We start from the raw sequence: 20,165 nt of genomic DNA on the forward strand, positions 1-20,165 counted from the left end.
CTGGTCAGGCCTGCGCCGTGGCGGCGGTCCAGGCGAACGGGTCGGCCTGGGTGGCCTTGTACTCGAGGCCGATGACGCCCTCGTAGCCGCCGGCCTGGGCATCGGCGATCCACTGTGCGATCGGCAGGTCGCCCGTGCCGGGCTCGCCGCGGCCCGGAGCATCCGCGATCTGGATGTGTCCGAACTCGGCGGCGTGACCGGCGATGACGGCGGCGACGTCGTCGCCGTTCACGGCCAGGTGGTAGAAGTCGGCGAGCAGCTTGACGTTGTCGACGCCCTGCTCGGTCTTCACTCGCTCGATGATCGCCAGCGCGTCGGCGGCGGTCTTCAGCGGGTAGGCGTCGGCGCCCGAGACCGGCTCGAGCAGCACGATGCCGCCCAGCTCGGCGACAGCGCGGCCCGCGATGGCGAGGTTCTCGACCGCGAGGTCGTCCTGCTCCTGCTCGGAGACGCCTTCCTGGCGGAGACCGTAGAGCGCGTTGAAGGCCTTGGTGCCGAGGCGCTCGCCGATCGCGACGACGACGTCGACGTTCGCGCGGAACTCGCCCTCGCGGCCGACCCACGAGACCAGGCCGCGATCGCCGGCGGGCATGTCGCCCGCGAAGAAGTTCAGGCCGGTCAGCTGCACACCGGCATCCTGGATCGCGGTGACGAAGGCGTCGACCTCGGATGCCGCGGGAACGGCCGAGGCGAAGGGCCACCAGAACTCGACGGCGTCGAAGCCGGCGGCCTTGGCGGCAGCCGGACGCTCGTTCACCGGCAGGTCGGTCAGCAGGATCGAGCAGTTCACCGTGTAGCTCATGTGATCACCCTTGATTCGTTCTCGGTTCATCTTCCTTGATTTCGAATCGTGGAAGAAAAGTTCTGTTATCTGAAATCGTACGCGGGGATGCCGGGGATGTCAACGCCCGGAACGACGAACGCCGCCCACCAGCACGGCGGACGGCGTTCGACACAGGACCGACTTCAGGTCAGCTTGATCTGACGGTTCATGTCCTTGTACAGCAGGTAACGGAAGTTTCCGGGGCCGCCGGCGTAGCAGGCCTGCGGGCAGAACGCGCGCAGCAGCATGTAGTCGCCCGCCTCGACCTCGACCCAGTCGTCGTTGAGGCGGTAGACGGCCTTGCCCTCGAGCACGAACAGGCCGTGCTCCATGACGTGGGTCTCGGCGAACGGGATCGATCCGCCCGGCTTGAAGGTGACGATGTTCACCTGCATGTCGTGCGCCATGTCGTTCGAGTCGGCGAAGCGCGTCGTGAGCCAGGCGTCGGTGCCGACCATGGGGGTCGGCTCGATGTCCTGGTCGCGGGTGACGAAGGATGCCGGCGCGTCGACGCCCTCGATCCACTCATAGGCCTTGCGGATCCAGTGGAAGCTGGTGATCTCGTCGCCCTCGTTCGCCAGCGACCAGTTCGCCCCAGGCGCGAGGAAGGCGTAGCCGCCCTCTTCGAGCACGTGCGTCTCGCCCTCAAGGGTCAGCGTGAGCTTGCCGGTGGTGACGAACACCACGCCCTCGACGCCGGCCTCGACCTCGGGCTTCGCCGCGCCACCGCCGGGGGCGATCTCGACGATCAGCTGCGAGAAGGTCATCGCGGAGCTCGGTGTCGGCTTGGCGATGATCCACGCGCGGGCGTTCGTGAAGCCGGGCAGGCTGCTGGTGACGATGTCGCGCAGCACGCCCTTGGGGATCACGGTGTAGGCCAGCTTGACGATCGCGCGATCGGTCAGCAGATCGGTCTGCGGCGGCAGGCCGCCGGCGGGCGTGTAATAGCTCATGAGTTCTCCTTCGCAGCGAGCTTCGGGTGGGCGAGACGGATCAGCTCGTCGGGCTCGGCACCGGTGGCCTCCCGCACCTCCGCCTCGGTGATCGCGCCGCACTCGGCACCGCGGACGACGAACCGGGCCAGCGCGCGGGCTGTGGCCGGCTCGTCCATGATCGTCGCGTCGCTGCCGTGCAGGTAGTTGTCCAGACGCTTCGCCGCGGCGGCGAAGCCTTCGCGGTAGAACGCGTAGGTCGCGAGATACCGGGTGGGCAGCTGTGCGGCGTGCAGATCCCAGCCCTGGTAATAGCCGCGCTCGAGCGAGCGCCGCACCAGGCGGGCGTGCAGCTTCCAGGCATCCTCGGCGTTCTCGCCGACGGGGATGACGTTGGTCGACCCGTCCGAGAGGCGCACGCCGGTCTCGGCGACGGCGACCTGCATGACCTGCTTGGCGTAGTCGGCGGCCGGGTGCTCCATCGACTGGTACGCCGCGGCGATCTGCAGCGAGGCGCTGTAGTCGTACGTGCCGTAGTGCAGCGCGGTGACACGGCCGTTCGACCGGTGCAGCAGGGTCGCGACCGGCACGGAGCCGTCCGCGGCGACGATCAGCTGCGGAGTCTCCATCTGCACCTCGAACCGCAGGCGGCCGGCGGGAAGGCCGAGCCGCTCCTCGAAGATCTCGCAGAGTGAGACCATCGCCTCGACCTGCTCGACAGTGGTGACCTTCGGCAGCGTCAGCACGAGGCCGTCAGGCAGGCCGCCGTTGCGCACCAGCGTGGTCAGGAACAGATCCAGGGTGCGGATGCCGCGGCGCCGGGTCGGCGCCTCGAAGCACTTGAACCGGATGCCGATGAACGGCGGCGCGACACCGCCGGCGACCGCCTGCGAGACGCGCTCTGCGGCGAGGACCGCATCCGCGTCCTCCTCGTCGTCGGGGCGCGCGCCGTAGCCGTCCTCGAAGTCCAGGCGCAGATCCTCGACCGGCTCGTTCGCGAGCTTGGCCTCGACCAGCGGGGCCAGCTCGCCCGCGAGGTGGCCGAGGCCGACGGCCTCGGCCAGTGCGGCGACGCCGCCGAAAGCGGATGCCGCAGCCGCGGCATCCGTTCCGAGCTGAGCGGTGAGCTCCGGCGTGAAGCGGTCGGCCGGCACGTACAGCGTGTGCACGGGCTGACGCGAGCCGTCATCGCCGGGGTACTCGGTCGCGAGCAGCGTGTCGGTGCCGCTGAGTGCGGAGTCGACGGCTGCGAGGTCCTGCTCGCCCAGTGTGGAATCGACGGTCAAATCATTCACTCCTTGCCGGCCTTGACGACGCGCACGATCGCCTCGGCGACGGCGCCCGCCACCTCGGGGTCGAACACGCTGGGGATGATGAAGCTGGCGTTGCGCTCCTCATCGTCGACGCGGCTCGCGATCGCCTCGGCGGCTGCGACCAGCATAGGCGGCGTGATGTCGGACACGCCCGCGTCGAGCAGACCGCGGAAGAAGCCCGGGAAGGCCAGCACGTTGTTGATCTGGTTCGGGAAGTCGCTGCGGCCGGTGGCGACGACGGCGGCGTGCTTCGAGGCGATGACCGGGTCGACCTCGGGGGTCGGGTTGGCCATGGCGAAGACGATCGCGTCGTCCGCCATCGCGGCGATGTCGTCCTCGTCGAGCACGTGCGGAGCGCTCACGCCGATGAACACGTCGGCGCCGACCACGGCCTCCTTGAGCGTTCCCTTGAAGTTGCGCGGGTTGGTGGTGGCGGCGAGCTCGATGCGGTGCGCGTCGGTGTACTCGTCGTCACGGTTGATCGCACCGTTGCGCCCGCAGGCGACGATGTCGACGGCACCCTGCTCGAGCAGCAGCTGAGCGATCGCGTTGCCGGCGGCGCCGACGCCGGAGAGCACGATGCGGACGTCCTCGATCTTCTTGTCGACGACCTTCAGCGCGTTGTGCAGCGCCGCCAGGGTGACGATGGCGGTGCCGTGCTGGTCGTCGTGGAAGACGGGGATGTCGAGCTCTTCGCGCAGGCGGGCCTCGATCTCGAAGCAGCGCGGGGCGGCGATGTCCTCGAGGTTCACGCCGCCGTAGACCGGGGCGATCGCCTTGACGATCTTGATGATCTCCTCGGTGTCCTGGGTGTCCAGGCAGACCGGCCACGCATCGACGTTGGCGAACTGCTTGAACAGCGCGGCCTTGCCCTCCATGACGGGCAGCGCGGCCTCGGGACCGATGTTGCCCAGGCCCAGCACAGCGGAGCCGTCGGTGACCACGGCGATGGTGTTGCGCTTGACGGTGAGCTTGCGGGCCTTGCTCTTGTCCTCGGCGATCGCCATGCAGACGCGGGCGACGCCAGGGGTGTACGCGCGGGACAGGTCGTCACGGTTGCGAAGGGGGACGCTGGGGACGACCTCGAGCTTGCCGCCGAGGTGCATGAGGAAGGTGCGGTCGCTCACCTGGCGCACGGTGACGCCGTCGAGCGCCTCGACGGCGTCGCGGATGCGGTCGGCGTGGTCCTCGTCGATGGTGTTGCAGGTCAGGTCGACGACGATGGTCGTCGGGTGCGACTCGACGACGTCGAGTGCGGTGATGACCGCTCCCGCGTCGGCGGCGGTGGCCGCGAGCTCGCTGGTCACGCTGAAGTTGGACGGCGCGTCGATGCGCAGGGTGATGGAGTTTCCGGGACCCGGGTTCGCCATGATGCCTCCCCTTCGAGAGCTTGTTTTTCGTATCGTGGAGACTATTATCTACTTAGCGAAAGTTTTCCGCAAGTGGTATACCGAAAGGTTCCCGAGTTTCCGGTAAGCGCCTTTCGCATGATGGAATTACAAGACGAATATTGAGGAGTGACCATGGTCGATGCGATGAAGCCCGCCAAGAGCTCGGCGTCCGGAGTCCAGTCAGTGGAGCGTGTCTTCGAGCTGCTCGAACTGATAACGGACGCCGGCGGCGACGTCACCCTCAGCGAACTCTCCGCGTCGACGGACCTGCCGCTGCCGACAATCCATCGCCTGCTGCGCACCCTGGTGGCACTCGGATACGCCCGTCAGCTGCCCAACCGTCGCTACGCGCTCGGCCCGCGCCTCATCCGCATCGGCGAGGGCGCAGCCCGCCAGTTCGGCGCGCTCGCGCGCCCGCAGCTGAAGAACCTCGTCGACCAGCTCGGCGAGAGCGCGAACATGGCGGTGCTCGACGGCGACATGGTCGTCTACGTGGCGCAGGTGCAGTCGCAGCACTCGATGCGCATGTTCACCGAGGTCGGCCGCCGCGCCAATGTGCACGACACCGGCGTGGGCAAGGCGATCCTCGCGCAGCTGCCGAACGAGACCGTGCGCGGCATCGTCAGCCGCACGGGCATGGCGACGCCGACCGAGTACAGCATCGGCACCGTGGAGGACCTCATCGCCGAGCTCGACCGCATCCGCGAGCGCGGCTACTCGATCGACGAGCAGGAGCAGGAGATCGGCGTCCGCTGCTACGCGATGGCGGTGCCGGATGCTCCGACACTGACGGCCGTGTCGGTGTCGGGCCCGATCTCGCGCGTCACCGAGGAGTTCGCGTCGCGCGCCATCCCGCTGCTTCGGCAGGCGGCCGACGCGATCTCGGCCGACCTCGCGGCCTGAGTTCCCGCGCAAAGGCCTCGGATCCGTCGTGGATCCGAGGCCTTTGTCATCCCGCTGGTCGAGCGCCCTTCGTCACTTCGTCACTTCGTCTCGCTGCGCTCGCTCAGGACCCGGGCCGAGTGACCCGGATCCTGAGCGAGGAGCGCAGCGACGAGACGAAGGACGCCCCGAAGCGTCACTCCGCGTCGGAGCCGCTGCTTCCGGCGTTCACATCGAGCAGGCGGTACTTCTCCGCGGCCTGAGCCGGCACTGCGGCATCCACCTCGCCGCGCTTCGCGAGAAGCTGCAGGGTGCGCACCACGACCGACGGGCCGTCGATCTTGAAGTACCGGCGGGCGGCGGCGCGGGTGTCCGAGAAGCCGAAGCCGTCGGCACCGAGGGTCGCCCAGTCGTTCGGCACGAACTGACGCACCGAGTCGGCCCAGTCCTTTGCGTAGTCGCTGACCGCGACGATCGGGCCGTGCGCGTCCGCGAGCTGCTGCCGGATGAACGGCACGCGCGAGCCCTGACCGAGGAACTCCTCCTCTTCCGCGGCGACCGCGTCGCGGCGCAGCTCGGTCCACGAGGTGACCGACCAGATGTCCGCCTCGACGCCCCAGTCGTCGCGGAGCAGCTGCTGCGCCTCCTGCGCCCAGGTCACGCCGATGCCGGATGCCAGCAGGTGCGCCTTCGGCGCCGAAACCTGCGCGATCCGGTGGATGCCGCCGAGGATGCCGGCGATGTCGGCGTCTTCGGGCTCGGCGGGCTGCACGATCGGCTCGTTGTAGACCATGAGGTTGTAGATGTGGTTGCGGTCTGTGGAGTCCGGCCCGTACATGCGCTCGAGACCTGCGCGCATGATGTGGCCGATCTCGTAGCCGAACGCCGGGTCGTAGGTGACCACGGCCGGGTTGGTCGCCGCGAGCAGCGGCGAGTGCCCGTCGGCGTGCTGCAGGCCCTCACCGGTCAGCGTGGTGCGTCCGGCCGTCGCCGAGATGAGGAAGCCGCGCGTCATCTGGTCGGCGGCCGCCCACAGCGAGTCGCCGGTGCGCTGGAAGCCGAACATCGAGTAGAACACGTACACCGGCACGAGCGGCACGCCGTGCGTGGCGTACGAGGTGCCCGCGGCCGTGAACGCGGCGATCGATCCCGCCTCGTTGATGCCGATGTGCAGGATCTGGCCGGCCTCGGACTCCTTGTACGACAGCACGATCTCGCGGTCGACGGCGAGGTAGTTCTGGCCGTTCGGGTTGTAGATCTTCGCGGTCGGGAAGAACGCGTCCATGCCGAAGGTGCGCGCCTCGTCGGGGATGATCGGCACGATGCGCTTGCCGAACTCCTTGTCGCGCATGAGATCCTTCAGCACGCGCACGAAGGCCATCGTGGTGGCCGCCTGCTGCTTGCCGGAGCCTCGGGCCGCGACCTCGTACGCCTTCGCGTCGGGCAGCGCGATCTCGCCGGATGCGTTCGGCCGCCGCTCGGGCAGGTAGCCGCCGAGGGCGCGGCGGCGCTCCTGCATGTACTGGATCTCCGGAGCATCCTGACCCGGGTGGTAGTACGGCGGCAGGTACGGGTTCTCCTCGAGCTGCGCGTCGGTGATCGGCACGCGCAGGTGGTCGCGGAAGTCCTTGAGGTCCTGCAGCGTGAGCTTCTTCATCTGGTGCGTCGCGTTGCGCGCCTCGAAGTGCGGGCCGAGGCCGTAGCCCTTGACGGTCTTGACCAGGATGACGGTGGGCTTGCCGTTGCGCTGCATCGACTGCTGGTAGGCCGCGAAGACCTTGTGGTAGTCGTGACCGCCGCGCTTGAGGCCCCAGATCTCGTCGTCGGAGAGGTTCTCGACCAGGGCCTTCGCACGCGGGTCGCGGCCGAAGAAGTTCTCGCGGATGAAGCCACCGGACTCGGCCTTGTAGGTCTGGTAGTCGCCGTCGCGGGTGGTGTTCATGATGTCGAGCAGCGCGCCCTCGGTGTCGCGCTCCAGCAGGTCGTCCCACTGGCGACCCCAGACGACCTTGATGACGTTCCAACCGGCGCCGCGGAAGAAGCCCTCGAGCTCCTGGATGATCTTGCCGTTGCCGCGCACCGGGCCGTCGAGGCGCTGCAGGTTGCAGTTCACCACGAAGGTCAGGTTGTCGAGGCCGTCGTTCGCGGCCAGCTGCAGCAGACCGCGGCTCTCCGGCTCGTCCATCTCGCCGTCGCCGAGGAACGCCCAGACGTGCTGATCGGAGGTGTCCTTCAGGCCTCGGTTGTGCAGGTAGCGGTTGTTCTGCGCCTGGTAGATCGCGTTCATCGGGCCGATGCCCATCGACACGGTCGGGAACTCCCAGAACTCCGGCATGAGTCGCGGGTGCGGGTACGAGCTCAGCGCGTGCCCCTCGCGGGACTTCTCCTGGCGGAAGCCGTCGAGGTCTTCCTCGGTGAGGCGGCCCTCCATGAAGGCGCGGGCGTACATGCCCGGCGAGGCGTGGCCCTGGAAGAAGACCTGGTCGCCACCGCCCGGGTGGTCCTTGCCGCGGAAGAAGTGGTTGAAGCCGACCTCGTACAGGGTCGCCGCTCCGGCGTAGGTGGAGATGTGCCCGCCGACGCCGATGCCGGGGCGCTGCGCACGGTGCACGAGCACGGCGGCGTTCCAGCGCATCCAGGCGCGGTAGCGCCGCTCCAGGTCCTCGTCACCGGGATACTCGGGTTCGGCGGATGCCGGGATGGTGTTGACGTAGTCGGTGGTCGCGTTCGGCTCCTGCTGGAGCCCGGCGCGATCCGCCAGTTCGCGGACGATGTACTCGCCGCGGTCGGCGCCGCGCTGCGCGATCAGCGCGTCGAGCGACTCGATCCATTCGGTGGTCTCTTCGGGGTCGTGGTCCGTGGTGTCGGAGCCGAGGGTGCCGGTGCTGCGATCTGCATACATGGTCGGCCTTTCTTGTTAGATGTAGGAGTCAGCTCGGTCATCGAGCGAGCGGCGCGAGACGAAATGCCAGGAGGTCTGAAGATGGACGGACGCATCGCCGTGGTGACGGGTGCGGGGTCGGGGATCGGCCGGGCGACCGCGCACGTGCTGCACGACGCCGGATTCCGCGTTGCGCTGATCGGGCGCCGCGAGGCGGCGCTGCGCGAGACTGCGGAGGGCCGGGAGCGGATGCTGGTGCTGCCGGCCGACGTGACGGCCGAGGCGGACGTGGATGCCGCGTTCGCGGCCGTGGTGGCCGAGTGGGGCCGTGTCGACGTGCTGTTCAACAACGCCGGAACCTTCGGCCCCGCGGCATCCGCTGCGGATGTGGACCCTGCCGACTGGCGCTCGACGATCGAGGTGAACGTGACCGGCGCCCTGCTCTGCGCCCGCGCCGCGATGCGCGCGATGCGCGCGCAGCAGCCCCGCGGAGGCCGCATCATCAACAACGGATCGATCTCGGCGCGGGTGCCGCGCCCGCAGTCCGTCGCCTACTCGGTGAGCAAGCACGCCATCAGCGGACTGACGAAGTCGATCGACCTCGACGGCCGTGCGGACGGGATCTCCTGCGGACAGATCGACATCGGAAACGCAGCGACCAGCATCATGACCGAGATCGGCGTAGGTTCCGGGGCGCTGCAGCCCGACGGCTCGCGCCTGGTCGAGCCGACGTTCGACGTCGAGGACGCCGCTCGCACCGTGCTGTTCATGGCGCAGCTGCCGCCGGAGGCGAACATCGCCGAGCTGGTGGTCACCGCCGCGGGGATGCCGTACGGCGGTCGCGGCTGATCCGCTGATCGGCGAGCCGGTCATCTGCGGACCTCCTCGTCCGATTGTTCATTCCCTTTCACCATGTGAAAGAAACCTTTCATCATACGTAAACAAGTGTGCGCCCAGGACGGCGAGGTTGTCAAGACGGAAGCGGGGTCCGCCGAGGCCTTCCGGCCCTGCGAACCCCGCTTCCGTCTGCGTCTTCCGTCAGTGGTGCGACGAGCCGACCTCGTCATCGAGCACCGGCACAGCCTTGCCGTCGGCATCGACGAGCTTGCCGTCCTTGACGCGGTCGCCCTCCTTGAGCACCCGGATGACGTCCGTCTTGATCGTGCGGACCGGCGCAGCGCCGAAGACCGACGGGTTCTCGGGGTTGCCCTTCGTCCAGACGTTGAACACCAGGTTCAGCAGCACCGCCATCATGGCGGCCGAGCTGATGCCCGAGTCGAAGATCACCTGGAACCAGGTCGGGAAGTTCGAGTAGATGTCGTGGTTGATCACCGGGACCATGCCGAACGAGATCGACGTCGCGACGATGATGAGGTTCATGTTGCCCTCGTACTTCACCTTCGCGAGGGTACGGATGCCCGACGCGGTGACGGTGCCGAACAGCACGATGCCGGCGCCGCCGAGGACGGCGGTGGGCATCGCCGAGACGACGCGGCCGAGGATCGGGAACAGCCCGAGGATGATCAGCACCGCACCACCGGCGGCGACCGCGTAGCGGCTCTTGATCTTGGTGACCGCCACCAGGCCGACGTTCTGCGCGAAGGCGCTCTGCGTGAACGAGTTGAAGATCGGGGCGAGGGCAGTGGACACCATGTCGGCACGGAGGCCTGCGGCGATGCGCTTGCGGTCGACCTTCGAGCCGGTGATCTCGGCGACGGCGAGGATGTCGGCGGTGGTCTCGGTGAGGATCACGAGCACCACGATGGTCATGGAGATGATCGCGGCCACGTTGAAGGTCGGCACACCGAACGCGAACGGCGTCGGGAAGGCGAACACCGGCCCCTCGAGCACCTTGGAGAAGTCCGCCTTGCCGATGATCACGGCGAACACCGTGCCGACGACCATGGCGATCAGGATCGACAGGCGCGAGATGAACGCGTTGCCGACCTTGCTCAGCAGCATGATCGTCGCGAGCGTGAAGGCGGCGATGCCGACGTTCACCGGGTCGGCGTAGCCGGGGGCATCCGGCACCGCGCCGGTGATCCAGCGCGCGGCGACCGGCATCAGCGAGAGACCGATCGTCGTGATGACGACGCCGGTGACCACAGGCGGGAAGAAGCGCACGATCTGCGCGAAGAACGGCGCGATCGCCAGTCCGATCAGACCTGCGATGATCACGGCGCCGAAGATGTCGGTGAGCCCGGTCTCCTTGTTGCCGTTCACGATCGCGAGCATCGTGGCGACGCCCGCGAACGAGACGCCCTGCACCAGCGGCAACTGCGAGCCGAAGAGCGGCGGCACGTTCTTGCCGAACTTCAGCCCCAGCGTCTGCAGCAGGGTCGCGAGGCCGCCGACGAAGAGGCAGGAGGCGATGAGGACGCCGATCATCTGCGGGTCGACACCCGCGGCGCTGCCGATGATGAGCGGCGGCGCGATGATGCCGCCGTACATCGTCAGCACGTGCTGGAGCCCATAGGTGAATGCGGAGCCGATGCTCAGCGCCTCATCCTCCGGACGGGCGGATTCTGTCTTGATCTTGCTCTTGGCTGAGCTGCGTGCAGCAGTCATGGGTGGACCTCCTCGTCCGGTGACCCGCTATTCGGGGTGGGCATGTCTGATGGGGGATTTCGGGTATGCGGCAGCCAGGGGTCCGTCCCGTCGGAGACGGACCCCTGAGTTCACCGCCGGTTCAGCAGAAGCCGGCGATGCCGTCCCACGACCAGTGGTCGGTGTCGGCACCGTCGCGCAGGAAGGATGCTTCGATCAGGCCGTAGGGGCGGTCGGCGGCGAAGAACACCTCGTTGGGGTTCTCCAGGCCGAACGGCGACAGGTCGACGACGAAGTGGTGCTTGTTCGGGGTCGAGAAGCGGATCTCGTCGATCTCGGGGTGCGCCTCGAGCACGGCCTCGGCCATCTCCTTCAGCGTGTGCTGCAGGGCGTACGAGTAGTTGCGCGAGAACGCGGCGAGCAGCACACGGCGGACGTCCGCGTAGACCTCGTTGAAGTCGAGGTCGGTGCGGTTGTAGCGCCACTTGGCCGTGACGGAGGTGGCGAGGATGCGGTCCTCAGTCTCCGGCAGGGTGGTGTACTTGTCGCGCGGGTAGCCCACGAAGCCGCTCTGGGTCGACTTGAGGACCGTGAGGTCCTGCAGGCCGGCGATGACGGTGGTGTCGTCGCCGTCGATCTGCACGACGGCGGTGCGGGTCTCGGTGCCTGCGCGCACGAACGAGTGGTCGTGCTCGCCGTTGTCGCCCTCGATGCGCGCCCAGGTGTACTGCTCGGCGGCCCAGCGGCCACCGGTCACCCAGTCGAACTCGCCCGTGAAGTGCCGTCCGAGACGCAGCAGGAAGTCCTCGGGGCTGCCGATGCCGTCCTTGGCGAAGGCGTAGACCGTGTTCTTCTGCGTGTCGGTGGCGACGACATGCTCGTTGTTGCCCTCGAAGTGGGCGCTGGCGAAGTCGCCGCGCAGCTGCGAGGTGACGTTGAGGTCCTCGATCTCGTGGCGGGGGCTGTCACGGGTGATGCGGACGACGCGGTTCTCGGCCTTGCCGTACTGGTTCTTGCCCAGAATGATGTTGGTCATTTTCGTACTCAGCTTCCTCGGTAAGTGGAATAGGCGAACGGACTGAGCAGCAACGGCACGTGATAATGCGCCTGCTCGGCGTCGACCAGGAAGGTCAACACCACCTCCGGGAAGAAGGTGTCCGTGTCGATGCCGGCGAAGTAGGCCGCGGTGTCGAACCGGAGGCGGTAGGCACCGCTCTCCAGCCGCTCCGGGCCGAGCGCTTTCACCCGCCCGTCAGCATCGGTGAGGCCCGTACCGATCCCGGCCCATCCGTCGCCGACTCGGGCCTCGAGTACGACGGCGACGCCGGGCGCGGGGCGCCCGATCGATGTGTCCAGGATGTGGGTGGTCACGTGAGAGACGCTCATGCGCGTGCTCCTTCAGCTCTGCAGGGCCGTCGCCAGGCGCAGCGCTGCGATCTCGCGCAGCTGCTGCTCGATGACGACGAGCTCCTGCTCGGGGGTGTTGCCCAGCCGCGTCTGCAGCAGGGCGAGGATGTCGTCGGCCGAGCGTCCGGCGGCGCGCACGAGGTACACGCGGTCGAACTTCGCCTCGTAGGCACGGTTGCCCTCGGCGAGCGCTGCGGCGGCGGATGCGTCGACGCCGGCCTGCTCGCTGCGCGAGTGCGCGGCCTCCGCGGTGGCGCCCTTCGGCTGCTCTCCGATGCGGGGGTGGTGCGCCAGGGCGCCGTCGATCTCCGCTTCGGAGAAGGGCCCCGCCACGACGGCGGCGGCTGCGGTGATCTCGTCGACCGATCCGAACGGACGGGAATCGACGATCGCCTCGATCCAGCGGGCGACATCGAGCGCCGGCTTCACGATGCTGATCGCGTCTTCACGCGGAAGAGCGTTGAACTCCTCGAGCGACATCTTCGTACCTCAAGTCATGCTGGCATCCGGGGTGTAAGGCTATACGGGAATCTCCGAGAAGATTCGATTCCGTATCCCGGAACTGTTCTTTCAGCATGTGCAATTAGTATGCAGAAGGCGGGCGGGGTCTGTCAACCCCGCCCGCCGAAATTCTTCCGCGACGCGAGAACTCAGACGCCGAGCTCCTCGCGCAGGCGCGCGACGTGGCCGTTCGCGTCGACGCCGTACTCCGCGCGCTGCACGACGCCCTCGCCGTCCAGCACGAAGGTCGAGCGGATGACGCCCTCGAAGGTGCGACCGTCGACGGTCTTCTCGCCCCACACGCCCCAGGCGCGCGCGACGGATGCGTCACTGTCGGCCAGCAGCGGGAAGGTCAGCCCCTCGGCATCCGAGAACGACTTGATGTCGGCGACCTCGTCGGGCGAGACACCTACGACGGCGTAGCCGGCGGCGGACAGCGACGACAGGCTGTCACGGAAGTCGCAGGCTTCGGTGGTGCAGCCGGGAGTCGCGGCCTTGGGGTAGAAGTACACGACGACGTTCTGGCCGCGGTAGTCGGCGAGCGAGGTCGTGGCGCCCTCGGCGTCGGACAGGGTGAACGCGGGGGCGACGTCGCCCACGGACAGTCTTTCGGACATGAGTGTCTCCTTTTCCTTGATTGTGGGTCCCTGAGCCTGTCGAAGGGCTGAGCCTGTCGAAGGGCACTCAGCGGCCGCTCGGCATCACGCCGAACGCCTCGGCGAGCTGCATGATCTTGCGGGCACGGCCCAGACGCGGCAGATCGCTGCCGTCGCGCACGATGCGGCCGCGGGCGTCGAAGTCCTCCAGGAACTCGTAGGCCCATTCGACGTCGGTGCGGGTCGGGCTGATGACCTCGTTGACGACGGGCGTCTGGTCGGCCGAGAGGCAGAGCTTGCCGGTCATCCCCATCGAGACGGTGATGGCGGACTGCTCGCGCAGGATGGGGTGGCTCGAGCCGACCGTGGGTCCGTCGATCGGGCCGGGCAGGCCGCCTGCACGGCTGGAGATCACCAGCCGGGCGCGCGGGTAGGCCATCGCCTCGCGGTCGGCCGACATGCCGGTGTCGCGACGGAAGTCGCCACTGCCGAAGGCCAGACGGAAGGCGCCCTTGGCACGGGCGATCTCGGTGGCGTTCTCGATGCCGATCGCGGACTCCACCAGCGCCACGACGGGCACTTGGGCACCCAGGCGGTTGAAGGTGTCCATCACCTGGCCACCGTACTCGGTCTTCGCGAGCATCACGCCCCGCAGGCCTGGGGCCGATCGCAGCCCTTCGATGTCGGCGCTCCAGTGCTCACTGGTGGCGTCGTTGATGCGCACCCAGGCGCTGTTGCCCTCGCTGCTCAGCCAGCGGATGACATCGTCGCGGGCCTCGTCCTTGTGACTGGCATCGACGGCGTCCTCGATGTCGAGGACCACGGCGTCGGCGTGCGAGCGAGCGGCGTCGTCGAAGGTCTCGGGGCGCGTCGCCGCGACGAGCAGCCAGGAACGGGCCAGCTCAGGCGCGATCTCGCGCGGGGTCGAGGCGGGCAGCGGAGCATTCATTTGTGATTCCATTTCATGGAAGTAGATTTCTACAGTACGAAAAGTTTAGCGCGGTGGATCAGGGGGCGCCAGCGGGCAACTGTACCCGGTCACTCTGCGCGGTAGACGAGCACGGCATCCCAGATCGCGTCGGCGACCTCGGCCTTGGACCCCGACCTCTCGGCGACGACCTCACCGCCGTCGCCGATGATCTCGATCGCGTTGTCGGCGCGCTCGAAGCCGTGCGCGGCATCCGCCCGGTTCACCGCCAGCAGGTCGACGCCCTTGCGCTCTCTCTTGCGGCGAGCGCGCTCGCGGCGCTGGTCGGGATCGGCGAGCGTCTCCGCCGCGAAGGCGACGATCGTCTGCTCGCCGGGGCGGTTCGCAGCGAGCCCCGCGACGACGTCCTCGTTCTCGACGAGGTCGATGCGCGCGAGCACGCCGTCCTCCTTGGTGAGCTTCTGCGCGGCGGCCTCGGCGGGCCGGTAGTCGGCGACGGCAGCGGCCATCACGATGACGTCCGCATCCGGCGCGACCGCGCGCATCGCGTCCGCCAGCTCGGCCGCGGTCTCCACCCTCTCGACGCGGATGCCCGGATGCCGGGCATCCGCCAGCACGTCCTGCTCGATGTGCGCGGCGACCAGCACCACGTCCGCGCCGCGTGCAGCGGCGGCTGCCGCGAGCGCGACCCCCTGCCGACCACTGGAGCGATTGCCGAGGAAGCGCACCGGGTCGATCGGCTCGCGGGTGCCTCCGGCAGACACGGCCACGGTGAGCCCGGCGAGGTCCTGCGGCGCGAGCGCCGCGTGCGCGGCATCCAGGATCTCCTCCGGCTCGGACATCCGCCCGGGTCCGGAGTCGCCACCGGCCAGTTCGCCCTCGGCGGGACCGACGATGATCACCCCGCGCTCGCGCAGCGTGCGGATGTTCGCCTGCGTCGCCGGATGCCGCCACATCTCCGCGTGCATGGCCGGGGCGATCACGACGGGCGCCTCGGTGGCCAGCAGCGTCGTGCCGAGCAGATCATCGGCGATGCCCGCGGTCATCTTCGCGATGGTGTTGGCCGTGGCCGGAGCGACCACGACGAGGTCGGCGTTCTGCCCGAGCGCGACGTGACGCACGCGGGCCACGTCCTCGTGCACGCTCGTCGTGACCGGGTTGCGGCTGAGCGACTCCCAGGTCGGGAGTCCGACGAAGCGCAGTGCATCCTCGGTCGGGACGACGGTGACGTCATGTCCGCCCTTGGTCAGCAGCCGCACCAGCTGCACTGCCTTGTAGGCGGCGATCCCGCCCGTGACCCCGACGACGATGTTCACATCGTCAAGTCTGCCGTAGTTCGGCTCCGCCCACCCCTGCTCCGGTCTCACTCGATGCGGGTGCGGCGGGCGAACACCCGCAACGGTTGAGACCGGAGCCGCAGGAGGTCGACTCCCCCGCAGCTCCGGTCTCACTCGATGCGGGTCAGCCGCGACGCGGCGAGACGCCGGGCGTCGCGTCCTTCAGCGACGTCAGCAGGGCGTCGAACGCCGGCTTCGGGGTGTAGTCCTCGTCGCTGATCGTCGCCCAGCCCTCCCCTGGGAACACGTCGGGCACCCAGGAGTGCGCGTCCGAGAAGCCCCAGACCGTGAACGACGAGCACGCCGTCACGTTCAGGCAGGCCTGGAGGAGCGCCTGATAGCGCTCCGTCTGGGTGGCGACCTGTTCGGCCGTCGGCTCGGTCTCACCGTCCAGCAGCGGAATGCGCACATCGGCCTCGGTGATGGCGACCTTCAGCCCGAGCGCGGCGAAGCGCTCCAGGTTCGCCTGCAGCGAGGCGTCGAAGCCGTACAGCAGGCTCAGGTGCGCCTGCGCACCGAACCCGCCCAGCGGCGCGCCCCGATCCAGCAGCTGCTGCGCGAGGTCGTAGTAGGCGTCGGTCTTCTCGTTGATGCCCTCGGCGTTGTAGTCGTTGAGGAACAGCACCGCGTCCGGGTCGGCCTCGTGCGCCCACGTGAAAGCGTCGGCGAGCAGGCCCACCGGGTCATCGGCGCAGGCCTTGAGGAACGGGTTGCGGTCGGTGCGAAGGGACACGCCGCCGGCATCCCACGTGTCCTTGAAGATCTCATTGGCGACATCCCATTCGTAGATCTCGCCCTTGAAGTGACCGACGACCGTGCGGATGTGATCCTCCAGCACGTCCTTCGCCTGGTCACATGTCCAGGTGCCGCTCGCCTCGGTGACCCAGGCCGGGTTCTGACTGTGCCAGAGCAGCGTGTGCCCGCGCACCTTCTGGTGGTTCGCCTTGGCGAACGCCACCACGGCGTCGGCCGAGGCGAAGTCGTACACATCGGGAGCCGGGTGCACGGCATCCCATTTCATGTCGTTCTCGGGCGTCACCGACGAGAACTGCCGGCTCAGGACGTCCTGGAACTCGGTCGGAGCGGCCGGGTCGTAGTCGGTCAGCATCTGCTCGCCCCACGCCGCAGTGCCGATCGCGAGATCTACAGGGGCCTGGTTGCGCAGCGCGCTCTTGTCGGCGTTGCTGAAGGACGGGGTGTCCGCGTTCGCGGCGGTGACGCCGCACAACGGCAGCACCAGGGCTGCGGCGGCCGTGGCCACCAGCAGCGATCGGGTCGATCGGCGCATGGATGAATCTCCTGACATCGTCGTCGGTCACATGCGTCGCGAGGGTGCGACGCATATGTTTTTGTGTGCAACAAAAATGTAGAGTGACGACGTATCGATAAACAAGAGTTTCGGAATGTTTCGTGGATGCGACCTCAGGCCAGGGACTCTGTCACGCAGCTGAAGGTCGCACGGTACGCGGTGGGGCTCGTCCCGACGATGCGGGCGAAGTTCTGGCGCAGCACGGCAGCGGAACCGAACCCGCACTCCGCGGCGATCTGGTCGATGCTCGCGTCGGTGCGCTCCAGCATCCGCTGCGCCTGGATGACGCGCTGCCTGGTCAGCCACACCGCCGGCGTGACGCCGTGCTCGGCCTTGAACCGTCTGGCGAATGTGCGCGGCGACATGTGCGCGTGCGCGGAGAGCCGCTCGACCGAGAGATCCTCGCCGAGGTGCTCGACGGCCCAGTTCGCCAGGCTCGAGAGCGAGGCCTCGGCGACGACGGGGATCGGCCGGTCGATGAACTGCGCCTGCCCGCCGTCGCGCTGCGGCGGTACGACCATCCGCCGCGCGACGCGGTTGGTGAGCTCGGCACCCAGCTCGATGCGCAGCAGCGACAGGCATGCGTCGATTCCCGCCGCCGTGCCCGCGCTGGTGATGATGCGGCCGTCATGCACGAACAGCACATCGGGGTCGACCGTCACCGCGGGATAGCGGTCGGCCAGCACGTGCGCGTACATCCAGTGCGTCGTCGCGCGGCGCCCGTCGAGCACGCCGGCCTCGGCGAGCGCGAACACGCCGCTGCACTCGCTGATGATCCACGCCCCGCGCCGATCCGCATCGCGGACCACATCGAGGATGCGGGGGTCGACCGAACCCCACTGCTCCTTGGGGAACGGGCAGAGCACGAGCACGTCGGCCTGGTACGCGAAGGAGAGATCGCCCACTCCCCCGACGGTGAACCCCAGCTTCGAGGGCACCTCGCCGGGGTCGGCGGCAACCACGCGGAAGTCGAAGTTCGGCACGCCGTCGTCGGAGCGGTCGAGGCCGAACACCTCGCACGCGATGCCGAATTCGAAGGGGGCGAACCCCGGCTGGATGATGCACGCGACAGTCTTCATCGACACTCGATTCAGGTTGGCAGTTTTCCTGCGACTGCTGTCCATCATGCCACTCGTGGCGGTTTTCCGCCAGACGTAGCGTTACTGCCATGTTCATCGTGATTCTTCTCAGTGCAGTGGCCCTGTGGGGTCTCATCTCCACCGCCGTCGAACTCCACCGCGACGGCTACCGCGCCGTCCCCACCGACTGGTCCCGCGTCCCCCGCTGACGTTCCGGACCGGAGCGGGGAGCCGGAGCCGGCTGGGAACAGCGCCCATAGACTGGCCGCGTGTGCACCGTCGTGATCGAGACCGAACCGGGCTCGGCCCGGCTGCTGGCCGTCCGGGACGAGGATCCGCAACGCGAGTGGGACGATCTCGGTCCGTGGTGGCCCGAGCGCTATCCGGGTGTGATCGGCATCCGCGACCGGCGCGCCGGCGGCGCCTGGCTCGCCGTCGATCCGGCATCCCGGCGCCTGGCCGTGCTGCTCAACCGCGCCGACCTGCTCGACCTGCCGGCGGATCAGGCCCTCTCGCGCGGCTCGCTCGCGCTGGAGTCGGTCGCGGGCCGCACTCCCATGGGTTCGCCGCGCATGCACGGCTTCAATCTGCTCGAGGCCTCGCCCGACGGCGCGCGCGTGATCACCTGGGACGGCGAGGTCCTGCGCGAGACCCCGGTCGACCCGGGCGTCCACATGATCGCGCACGACGACCTCGACGATCCCGCCACAGCGCGGATCGCCGCCTGGCTGCCACGGTTCCGGGCATCCGCCCCGGACGAGTGGACCGCGCTGCTGCAGGAGACGGCCGCCCTCGACCCCGACGACGACCGCGCGATCATCCGCGACAACACGTCGCACGGCTACCCGACGCTGTCGCTGCTCTACGCCACGGCCGCGGTCGGCGCCGACGGGGCGACCGTCGAGTCGCACGTGCTGCGGCGCCCTGGTCACTGGGACTGACCCGGGTCACGCGGCCGCCGGGGCCCCCTTCTCGGGCGGCACGATCAGCTCCGGCGCCGAGGTCACGACCAGCCACACCGGCAGGATGATCACGCACAGCAGCGGCAGCACGGCGATGTCGCCCACCAGCGCCACCGCGAGGAACAGGGCGATCCAGCCGTCGTGCGTCGCCACCAGCGTCGCGCCGAGGGCCGCGCAGGCCACGGCGAGCGCGAGCGGGATGCCGGGGAGCAGCGCCGCGGCGAGCAGACCGAGGGCGACGCCGATGAACACGACTGGGAACACGCGCCCGCCGCGGAATCCGGCCGCCGCCGCGATCACCAGCGCGAGCACCTTCACCCCGGCGAACAGTGCAAGCTGCCCCGCCGAGTAGGCGCCGGGGTCGGAGAGCAGCGCGGCGGTCTCGTTCAAGCCCTTGAACATCGTCATCGGTCCGCCGATGATGCCGAGCACACCGAGCAGCGCGCCGCCGAGCGTGGTGAACAGCAGCGGACTGCGCAGCAGGCGGAACGCGCGGTGCGCGATCGGCAGCAGCACCGCCCCGACCACGACGACCAGCGCCGCGCCGACCGCGACGACCACGCCGAGCAGCACGTCCCACACGTCGATCTCACCGAGCGGCGGCAGCGAGAAGGCCATGCCCTGACCGCCGAGCAGCTTCATCGTGATCGCACCGGACGCCGCCGCCGCCAGCGGCAGGAACAGCTTGTCCCAGAGCGCGCCCTCGCCCTTGATCGCGCCGACCGCTCCGGTGAGCACCAGCGCCGCGGCCACCGGGGTGCCGAACAGCGCACCGATCGTCGCCGACATCGCGAACACCGCGGCGAGCGTGGGCGGCACCTTGGCCGCGAAGCGCGCCAGCAGGGCGACCGCGAGCGCACTGTTGATGCCGATGATCGGGTTCTCGGGGCCGAGGCTCACACCGCCGGCCAGACCGAGCACCACGGCGAGCGCCAGCGAGGGCAGCGCGATGAGCTTCGGGGGCGAGGCGTCCAGCTCGCCGATGGCCGAGTCGGGGCCGCCATGCCCCGGCAGGAACCGGACGGTCGCTCCGACGGCCGCACCGGTGAGGGTGAGCACGGCGAAGATCCAGAACGGATTGTCGGGCCCGAAGCCGAACGCCCCGGGCAGCACATCCCAGAGCACGTGGTGCAGGCCCTCCGACACTCGGTCGAGGGTCCACAGCAGCAGGGCGGAGCCGACGCCCACCGCGATCGCCGGCCCGGCCAGCACGATCAGCCGGCGAGCCGTGGTCGCCCGACGCGCTCCGGCGATGCTGCCGGCGGTCTCGCTCATCG

Annotated in this window: 18 protein-coding genes; 3 read left to right on the forward strand and 15 right to left on the reverse strand. The window is 68.9% G+C overall.

Annotated elements, in window-relative coordinates; translation table 11 throughout:
* Positions 1-4: 4 nt before the first annotated feature.
* The 4 genes from DY023_RS16935 to DY023_RS16950 all read right to left on the reverse strand — a co-directional run bounded on the left by DY023_RS16935 (position 5) and on the right by DY023_RS16950 (position 4,438).
* Positions 5-802, reverse strand: coding sequence for a hydroxypyruvate isomerase family protein (locus DY023_RS16935; protein ID WP_116243518.1), 798 nt, complete (start codon positions 800-802; stop codon positions 5-7).
* A gap of 164 nt (positions 803-966) precedes the next feature.
* Positions 967-1,776, reverse strand: coding sequence for a bifunctional allantoicase/(S)-ureidoglycine aminohydrolase (locus DY023_RS16940; protein ID WP_116243519.1), 810 nt, complete (start codon positions 1,774-1,776; stop codon positions 967-969).
* Complete coding sequence (locus DY023_RS16945) at positions 1,773-3,041, reverse strand: DUF6986 family protein (RefSeq protein WP_116243520.1); 1,269 nt, start codon at positions 3,039-3,041, stop codon at positions 1,773-1,775. The genes DY023_RS16940 and DY023_RS16945 overlap by 4 nt, the downstream gene beginning before the upstream one ends.
* 5 nt (positions 3,042-3,046) lie before the next feature.
* Positions 3,047-4,438: an NAD-dependent malic enzyme gene (locus tag DY023_RS16950; protein ID WP_116243521.1), complete on the reverse strand. Its 1,392-nt coding sequence runs from the start codon at positions 4,436-4,438 to the stop codon at positions 3,047-3,049.
* Positions 4,439-4,591: 153 nt separating this feature from the next.
* Here DY023_RS16950 and DY023_RS16955 point away from each other — a divergent pair, with 153 nt between their 5' ends.
* A complete protein-coding gene (locus tag DY023_RS16955; protein WP_181905889.1) occupies positions 4,592-5,362 on the forward strand; it encodes an IclR family transcriptional regulator in 771 nt (256 codons plus the stop codon).
* A gap of 175 nt (positions 5,363-5,537) precedes the next feature.
* Here DY023_RS16955 and aceE read toward each other — a convergent pair whose 3' ends face one another.
* A complete protein-coding gene (gene aceE, locus DY023_RS16960; RefSeq protein ID WP_116243522.1) occupies positions 5,538-8,243 on the reverse strand; it encodes a pyruvate dehydrogenase (acetyl-transferring), homodimeric type in 2,706 nt (901 codons plus the stop codon).
* 81 nt (positions 8,244-8,324) lie between these two features.
* Between aceE and DY023_RS16965 the strand changes: the two genes are divergently transcribed.
* On the forward strand, positions 8,325-9,071 hold the full coding sequence (locus DY023_RS16965) for an SDR family oxidoreductase (protein ID WP_245958761.1): 747 nt from the start codon (positions 8,325-8,327) through the stop codon (positions 9,069-9,071).
* Positions 9,072-9,260: 189 nt separating this feature from the next.
* On the opposite strand, the gene DY023_RS16970 is transcribed toward DY023_RS16965, so the two are convergent.
* The 9 genes from DY023_RS16970 to DY023_RS17010 form a co-directional block, all read right to left on the reverse strand.
* On the reverse strand, positions 9,261-10,790 hold the full coding sequence (locus DY023_RS16970) for a nucleobase:cation symporter-2 family protein (protein ID WP_116243524.1): 1,530 nt from the start codon (positions 10,788-10,790) through the stop codon (positions 9,261-9,263).
* Between the two features lie 121 nt (positions 10,791-10,911).
* A complete protein-coding gene (pucL, locus tag DY023_RS16975; RefSeq protein ID WP_116243525.1) occupies positions 10,912-11,805 on the reverse strand; it encodes a factor-independent urate hydroxylase in 894 nt (297 codons plus the stop codon).
* Between the two features lie 8 nt (positions 11,806-11,813).
* The gene (gene uraH / locus DY023_RS16980) at positions 11,814-12,155 is read right to left on the reverse strand and encodes a hydroxyisourate hydrolase (protein WP_116243526.1); all 342 of its coding nucleotides are present in this window, start codon (positions 12,153-12,155) and stop codon (positions 11,814-11,816) included.
* A gap of 12 nt (positions 12,156-12,167) precedes the next feature.
* Positions 12,168-12,656 carry a 2-oxo-4-hydroxy-4-carboxy-5-ureidoimidazoline decarboxylase gene (gene uraD / locus DY023_RS16985; protein WP_116243527.1) on the reverse strand — a complete coding sequence of 163 codons (489 nt, stop codon included), beginning with the start codon at positions 12,654-12,656 and terminating at the stop codon, positions 12,168-12,170.
* Positions 12,657-12,826: 170 nt separating this feature from the next.
* Complete coding sequence (gene bcp / locus DY023_RS16990) at positions 12,827-13,294, reverse strand: thioredoxin-dependent thiol peroxidase (protein WP_116243528.1); 468 nt, start codon at positions 13,292-13,294, stop codon at positions 12,827-12,829.
* 67 nt (positions 13,295-13,361) lie between these two features.
* The gene (locus tag DY023_RS16995) at positions 13,362-14,222 is read right to left on the reverse strand and encodes an HpcH/HpaI aldolase/citrate lyase family protein (protein ID WP_116243529.1); all 861 of its coding nucleotides are present in this window, start codon (positions 14,220-14,222) and stop codon (positions 13,362-13,364) included.
* Positions 14,223-14,311: 89 nt separating this feature from the next.
* Positions 14,312-15,517 (reverse strand): bifunctional phosphopantothenoylcysteine decarboxylase/phosphopantothenate--cysteine ligase CoaBC, encoded by a 1,206-nt coding sequence (gene coaBC / locus DY023_RS17000; RefSeq protein ID WP_116243530.1) that lies wholly within the window; start codon positions 15,515-15,517, stop codon positions 14,312-14,314.
* A 145-nt stretch (positions 15,518-15,662) separates the two neighbouring features.
* The gene (locus DY023_RS17005; protein WP_116243531.1) at positions 15,663-16,826 is read right to left on the reverse strand and encodes an endo-1,4-beta-xylanase; all 1,164 of its coding nucleotides are present in this window, start codon (positions 16,824-16,826) and stop codon (positions 15,663-15,665) included.
* Between the two features lie 134 nt (positions 16,827-16,960).
* On the reverse strand, positions 16,961-17,926 hold the full coding sequence (locus DY023_RS17010; RefSeq protein ID WP_116243532.1) for a GlxA family transcriptional regulator: 966 nt from the start codon (positions 17,924-17,926) through the stop codon (positions 16,961-16,963).
* A gap of 269 nt (positions 17,927-18,195) precedes the next feature.
* On the opposite strand from DY023_RS17010, the gene DY023_RS17015 reads away from it, so the two are divergent.
* Positions 18,196-18,867: an NRDE family protein gene (locus DY023_RS17015; RefSeq protein WP_116243533.1), complete on the forward strand. Its 672-nt coding sequence runs from the start codon at positions 18,196-18,198 to the stop codon at positions 18,865-18,867.
* A gap of 6 nt (positions 18,868-18,873) precedes the next feature.
* On the opposite strand, the gene DY023_RS17020 is transcribed toward DY023_RS17015, so the two are convergent.
* Positions 18,874-20,163 carry an ion channel protein gene (locus DY023_RS17020; RefSeq protein ID WP_116243678.1) on the reverse strand — a complete coding sequence of 430 codons (1,290 nt, stop codon included), beginning with the start codon at positions 20,161-20,163 and terminating at the stop codon, positions 18,874-18,876.
* Between the last annotated feature and the right edge of the window lie 2 nt (positions 20,164-20,165).

The sequence above is a fragment of the Microbacterium bovistercoris genome (assembly GCF_003387575.1).
GTDB lineage: Bacteria > Actinomycetota > Actinomycetes > Actinomycetales > Microbacteriaceae > Microbacterium > Microbacterium bovistercoris.

Coding starts and splice junctions, on each gene's coding strand:
- DY023_RS16935 (WP_116243518.1), bottom strand. CDS start 802: ATGAGCTACACGGTGAACTGCTCGATCCTGCTGACCGACCTGCCGGTG.
- DY023_RS16940 (WP_116243519.1), bottom strand. CDS start 1,776: ATGAGCTATTACACGCCCGCCGGCGGCCTGCCGCCGCAGACCGATCTG.
- DY023_RS16950 (WP_116243521.1), bottom strand. CDS start 4,438: ATGGCGAACCCGGGTCCCGGAAACTCCATCACCCTGCGCATCGACGCG.
- DY023_RS16955 (WP_181905889.1), top strand. CDS start 4,592: ATGGTCGATGCGATGAAGCCCGCCAAGAGCTCGGCGTCCGGAGTCCAG.
- aceE (WP_116243522.1), bottom strand. CDS start 8,243: ATGTATGCAGATCGCAGCACCGGCACCCTCGGCTCCGACACCACGGAC.
- DY023_RS16965 (WP_245958761.1), top strand. CDS start 8,325: ATGGACGGACGCATCGCCGTGGTGACGGGTGCGGGGTCGGGGATCGGC.
- DY023_RS16970 (WP_116243524.1), bottom strand. CDS start 10,790: ATGACTGCTGCACGCAGCTCAGCCAAGAGCAAGATCAAGACAGAATCC.
- pucL (WP_116243525.1), bottom strand. CDS start 11,805: ATGACCAACATCATTCTGGGCAAGAACCAGTACGGCAAGGCCGAGAAC.
- uraH (WP_116243526.1), bottom strand. CDS start 12,155: ATGAGCGTCTCTCACGTGACCACCCACATCCTGGACACATCGATCGGG.
- uraD (WP_116243527.1), bottom strand. CDS start 12,656: ATGTCGCTCGAGGAGTTCAACGCTCTTCCGCGTGAAGACGCGATCAGC.
- bcp (WP_116243528.1), bottom strand. CDS start 13,294: ATGTCCGAAAGACTGTCCGTGGGCGACGTCGCCCCCGCGTTCACCCTG.
- DY023_RS16995 (WP_116243529.1), bottom strand. CDS start 14,222: ATGAATGCTCCGCTGCCCGCCTCGACCCCGCGCGAGATCGCGCCTGAG.
- DY023_RS17005 (WP_116243531.1), bottom strand. CDS start 16,826: ATGCGCCGATCGACCCGATCGCTGCTGGTGGCCACGGCCGCCGCAGCC.
- DY023_RS17010 (WP_116243532.1), bottom strand. CDS start 17,926: ATGAAGACTGTCGCGTGCATCATCCAGCCGGGGTTCGCCCCCTTCGAA.
- DY023_RS17020 (WP_116243678.1), bottom strand. CDS start 20,163: ATGAGCGAGACCGCCGGCAGCATCGCCGGAGCGCGTCGGGCGACCACG.